Consider the following 5180-nt stretch of genomic DNA (forward strand, 5'->3'; position numbering starts at 1 on the left):
GGTGCGCTGATGGCGCTTCTGGAAAAGCGCAAGAAGGCGCTCGCTGCCGAGGGGCTGTTTGACGACGCGCGCAAGCGGCCCTTGCCCTATCTGCCCGAGGTGATTGGAGTTGTGACCTCTTTGCAGGGGGCGGTGATCCGCGACATCCTGCACCGGTTGCGGGACCGGTTCCCGCGCAAGGTGCTGATCTGGCCCGTGGCGGTGCAGGGGGCCAATTGCGCTCCCGAGGTTGCGCGGGCCATCGCCGGCTTCAATGCGCTGACATCCGGAGGCGCCATGCCGCGACCCGATCTGTTGATCGTGGCGCGCGGCGGTGGCTCGGTCGAGGATCTGTGGGGCTTCAATGAAGAGGTCGTCGCCCGCGCTGCGGCGGCATCGGACATCCCGCTGGTGTCTGCCGTGGGGCACGAGACGGACACGACATTGATCGACTTCGTATCGGATAGGCGCGCACCTACCCCGACTGCGGCAGCCGAGATGGCCGTACCCGTGCGCCACGAATTACTGGCCTGGGTCGAACAGGCTGGGGCGCGGATGACGGGTGCCGCAAGTGGCGGGATGCAGCGGCGCAATCAGCGTCTGCGCGATCTGGCCCGCGCGTTGCCCCGGGCGGATGCACTGGTCGAGGGGCCACGCCAACGGCTTGACGTGACGGGCGGCAAACTTGGGCCTGCACTGATCGCGGGCGTGCAACGGCGCAAGGTGCGGCTGTCTGATGTATCGGGCAGCCTGCGTCCGGCCACATTGCGGCGCAGCTTCGAGGCAGAGAAACGGCGTCTTGATGCCCTGTCCGCACGGCTCGAACCGGCCTTGGCCCGTGTCGCTGCCGCCAAACGCGAACGGCTGGAGGCCCGTACGGCGCGCCTGACCCCGGCGCGAATTGGACAGGATGCCGCGCGCAAGTCGGAACGGTTACGGGACGCAACAGCCCGTATGCAAGCCGCTGGCCAGAGACAGCTGGAGGGCCTGCACCGCAAACTGGACGCCATGGACCGGCTGCGGGAGACACTTGGCTACAAGGCGACGCTGGCACGCGGGTACGCGGTTGTGCGGGGCGGAGGGCAAATCCTGACCAGCCGGGCTGCAGCGGAACAGGCCAGTGGGCTCGAGATCGAATTCGCCGATGGGCGCATGAAGCTGGCGGGTGGAAAAAGCGCGACGCAGAAACGCGCAGCTAAACCACCCGAACAGGGGTCGCTGTTCTAGGGCGCATCAAGATGCGCCTTACGGGCAAAGCCCATCGCAACGAACGCACCGGGTAAGGCGGAGGTCACCTCCGCCTAATAACGTCTGTGTGGCGCGGAGACGCAAAGTCAGTAAGGCGGACGTGTCGTCCGCGAGGCTCACACGCCGATCTTCGGGCCGAGGCAGATCATTTCCTCGCCAACATCCTGTGCTTCGTAGAGCTCGGTGCTGTCAGGGTCATTTGCGAAGGTTGCGATCAATCCACCGGCTCTCTTCTCGAAGGTCCAGCACTGCGGATCGGGGCGATCCTCGTAGACAAAGCAGATCAGCGGGCCGTCATTGTACCACGTCCCGTCCCTGCATTCACCATCCAGAAAGGACCAGGTGACGCGTCGGTTTTCATGGTATATTTCAGCGCCATACGCCTCACCCGAGCGACCGTAGAACAGGGTTTTCCCGGTGACATAGGCTTCGAACTCGGCCGCCGTCATCGGCTCAGCCATCGCAGTGGAGCCTGCAAAGACAAGCGGGATCAGCAAGAGGCGAATGATCATGCGCCCACTGTGGCAGAGCCGTGCGAAACCTGCCAGAGGGCACGTCGTTTCATGCGGATGCTGGCGTTATCCTGCTTTGGATCACGGCACCCGCCCACCGTTCCGCCCGTTTGTCCATGATACGCCGCCAAAGGGGTGGAACAAGCGCCAGAACGGCCATCACCGGCAGGGAGTGAGGCAATATGGGCATGGTCTCCGCATCCAGTTCCAGCCGTGGGAAGGATGTTGCGGGACGAGCATGGTGAGCAGAGTGATGCGGCGCGTTCAGCATCATGGCCGCCGAATACCAATGGGGTGCGTTCCATGAATGTGCTGGTCCCATCGGCTCCAGTTGGCCGCCCGGCAGGCTGCGCCGCATGAGCCCGTAATGCTGGACGTAGTCCGACAGCATCAGTTGAACCTGCGCATATGCGCTGACAAGGATCAGCCCCAGAACTCCGGCACCACCAGCTAGTGTATATGCAACTGCGACGCTTAGAGCGGACGCCAAGGCATAGAAAAGATACGGGCGCGGAAGTCGTGCACCGCCATGACGTCTTTTCTCCGCGTACAGTCCGTCGCGGCACCCGCCAATCCAGGCACGTGCAAGGTAGGCCCAGAACCCTTCCCCCAAACGTGCCGTGGCGGGGTCAGCCATGGTTGCCGCATGAACATGGTGCACCAGACGATGTGCGCTGGTGTGGTGGCCGAAAAGGATGGATGCATAGCAGGCCGCCCCCAATCGAAACGCCCAGCGATCCGCACGGTGGATCAATTCATGCGCATTGGAGTTGGACACTTGTCCGAAATATAACCCGGCCGCCACGACGATCAGCGCCTTGTCCAGCGTCGCAAGGTCCGTGCCCATGGCCCAAACCGTCAGGCCCAACAGGAAAAAATGGATAACGCCCAAGGCTTCAGACAGCCGATGACCGGATGCGTCAGACGGTGCAGGACGCACAGGCAGCTTGTCGAGGAAAAAGACAACAACCGTAATGACCAACACGGCAGCAACCGGCCACGGCCCGCCCGACAAACAGGCCAGCGCCAGACACAGCCCGGGCAAAAGGCTGGCGATTTGAAACGGCAGCAGGGGCGGCATGTATGCAGAATCACTCCAGTTTTCGCGGCTGAACGGTATCACAGCCTGACAGAGGATGCCTTTAGCTTCAATTTGCTGCCAAAGCGTGACCCATTGGCGGCGACATGGTGACGATACGCGCGTCATTTGTGTATCGGGGCGTCGCTTTTGGGCTGATCGTGCTTTGGCTGCGCTGATACTCTCTGCCCAAATCAGGGCAGGAGTGCGTGTGATGGCGCTGGACGAGTCGGCAAAGGGCAAAGGTGTCTGGAAATCGGGCAAGGGCAAGGGGCGTGTCCGTCCCAAGGGCCGTGCGCTAGAGGATCAGGCCTGGCAAGAGGTGCAGGCGCTGCTTGGCGACCAACCGCGCCGCCGTGACCTGCTGATCGAATTCCTGCACCTGATCCAGGATGCCTATGGCCACCTCTCTGCTGCGCATCTGCGTGCGCTTGCCGAGGAAATGCGCCTCAGCATGGCTGAGGTTTACGAGGTCGCGACGTTCTACGCCCATTTCGATGTGGTGAAGGAAGGCGAAACACCGCCCCCAGCGCTCACAATCCGCGTCTGCGACTCGCTCAGCTGCGAACTGGCAGGGGCGCAAGCCCTCAAATCCGCTCTCGAAGACGGCCTCGACCCGTCCGAGGTGCGTGTCCTTCGTGCGCCCTGCATGGGCCGCTGCGATACCGCCCCAGTGCTTGAACTGGGCCACAACCACATCGACAACGCGACGCCTGAAAAGGTGCATGCGGCCATCGCAGCCGGTGACACCCACGCACACTTCCCGGACTACGAAACGCTGGATACCTATGCTGCCGCCGGTGGCTACACCGCGCTCATGCAACTGCGCGACAGTGGCAACTGGGAAGACGTGCAGGCCAAAATCAAGGAAAGCGGTCTGCGGGGTCTGGGCGGGGCGGGCTTCCCCTCCGGCACCAAGTGGGGCTTTGTCCGTGCTAATGCTGGCCCGCGCTACCTCGCCGTCAACGGGGACGAGGGCGAACCGGGCACGTTCAAGGACCGCTACTACCTCGAACGCACGCCGCATCTGTTCCTTGAAGGGATGTTGATCGCCGCCTGGGCGGTCGAGGCAGAAACCGCCTTTATCTACATGCGCGACGAATACCCCGCCGTGCTCAACATCCTTGCCCGTGAAATCAAGACGCTGGAAGACGCTGGGATCGTGAAACCCGGCTATATCGACCTGCGGCGCGGGGCAGGTGCCTATATCTGCGGGGAAGAATCCGCGATGATCGAAAGCATCGAAGGCAAGCGCGGCCTGCCGCGCCACCGGCCTCCCTACGTGGCGCAAGTGGGCACCTTCAACCGACCCACACTGGTGCATAACGTGGAAACCCTGCACTGGATCGCGCGCATCTGTCGCGAAGGGCCGGAGGTGCTGAACAGCACTGAAAAGAACGGGCGGACAGGCTTGCGCAGCTACTCCGTCTCCGGACGCGTTGCCAAACCGGGCGTCTACCTGCTGCCCGCAGGGTCCACGATTACGGACATCATCGAGGCGGCTGGTGGTATGGCCGACGGTCACGTGTTCAAGGCGTATCAACCGGGTGGCCCGTCTTCGGGTCTGCTGCCCGCGTCGATGAACGACATCCCGCTCGACTTCGATACGCTGCAACCTCATGGCACGTTCATCGGCTCAGCGGCGGTTGTGGTCCTGTCGGATCAGGATCGTGCCCGCGACGCCGCACTCAACATGCTCAAGTTCTTCGAAGACGAAAGCTGCGGCCAATGCACCCCCTGCCGGGTGGGTTGTGAAAAAGCAGTCAAACTGATGCAGGCGGATACGTGGGACCAGGGTCTGCTGGATGAGCTTTGCACCGCAATGACGGATGCCTCGATCTGCGGCCTTGGGCAGGCGGCGCCGAACCCAATCAAGCTGACGATGAAGCATTTCGCAGACGAGATTTGATATTGTCTTGGGCGACGTGATCAACGTCGCCCTTGCTTCGCCTCGAAGTCGTACCTTTTCATGCCCGCGCCCGCGTATTAGGTCAGGGACAGAACGACATTCGGGGCATCATGGCATTTTTTAAGAAACTCAAGGATCGGCTGTTCAAATCTTCGTCCAAGATTGACGAGGGGTTGGAGGCGATCGTCGAAGATGGCGGAGTGGAAGAGGCCGCAGCGCCCGATCCCGAGATCGTGCCGACGCCTGACCCAACCCCGACGCCTGCACCGGTTGAGATGCCGCCGGTGTCCGATCCGATGCCCGAACCCGCGCCGGTCGAAGCGCCGGTGATTTCGGACCCGGAGCCGGTCTCTGAACCAATCGAAACACCTGTTGCACCCGATCCGGAACCGATAATCGTTCCTGAGCCTGAGCCTGAGCCTGAGCCTGAGCCTGAGCCTGAGCCTGAGCCTGA

At 62.5% G+C, this 5180-nt stretch carries 4 protein-coding genes and 1 pseudogene; 3 read left to right on the forward strand and 2 right to left on the reverse strand.

The annotated features are described in order from the left end of the window. On the forward strand, positions 1–1206 hold a 1206-nt coding region (gene xseA, locus AC6RA8_RS20890), incomplete at its 5' end, for an exodeoxyribonuclease VII large subunit (RefSeq protein ID WP_500355543.1). A gap of 137 nt (positions 1207–1343) precedes the next feature. On the opposite strand, the gene AC6RA8_RS20895 is transcribed toward xseA, so the two are convergent. Continuing rightward, positions 1344–1739, reverse strand: coding sequence for a hypothetical protein (locus AC6RA8_RS20895; RefSeq protein WP_500355545.1), 396 nt, complete (start codon positions 1737–1739; stop codon positions 1344–1346). A 49-nt stretch (positions 1740–1788) separates the two neighbouring features. Continuing rightward, on the reverse strand, positions 1789–2820 hold the full coding sequence (locus AC6RA8_RS20900; RefSeq protein ID WP_500355547.1) for an alkane 1-monooxygenase: 1032 nt from the start codon (positions 2818–2820) through the stop codon (positions 1789–1791). 211 nt (positions 2821–3031) lie between these two features. On the opposite strand from AC6RA8_RS20900, the gene AC6RA8_RS20905 reads away from it, so the two are divergent. Together AC6RA8_RS20905 and AC6RA8_RS20910 are read left to right on the forward strand one after the other, a co-directional pair. Continuing rightward, positions 3032–4726 (forward strand): NAD(P)H-dependent oxidoreductase subunit E, encoded by a 1695-nt coding sequence (locus AC6RA8_RS20905; protein ID WP_500355549.1) that lies wholly within the window; start codon positions 3032–3034, stop codon positions 4724–4726. Positions 4727–4836: 110 nt separating this feature from the next. After that, a pseudogene (locus AC6RA8_RS20910) lies at positions 4837–5180 on the forward strand (signal recognition particle-docking protein FtsY); the annotation flags it as partial.

The organism is Tateyamaria sp. (assembly GCF_059783535.1).

What these genes read in the sequence shown, in the direction of transcription:
- AC6RA8_RS20895 (WP_500355545.1), bottom strand. Translation starts at nt 1,739, where the DNA reads ATGATCATTCGCCTCTTGCTGATCCCGCTTGTCTTTGCAGGCTCCACT.
- AC6RA8_RS20900 (WP_500355547.1), bottom strand. Translation starts at nt 2,820, where the DNA reads ATGCCGCCCCTGCTGCCGTTTCAAATCGCCAGCCTTTTGCCCGGGCTG.
- AC6RA8_RS20905 (WP_500355549.1), top strand. Translation starts at nt 3,032, where the DNA reads ATGGCGCTGGACGAGTCGGCAAAGGGCAAAGGTGTCTGGAAATCGGGC.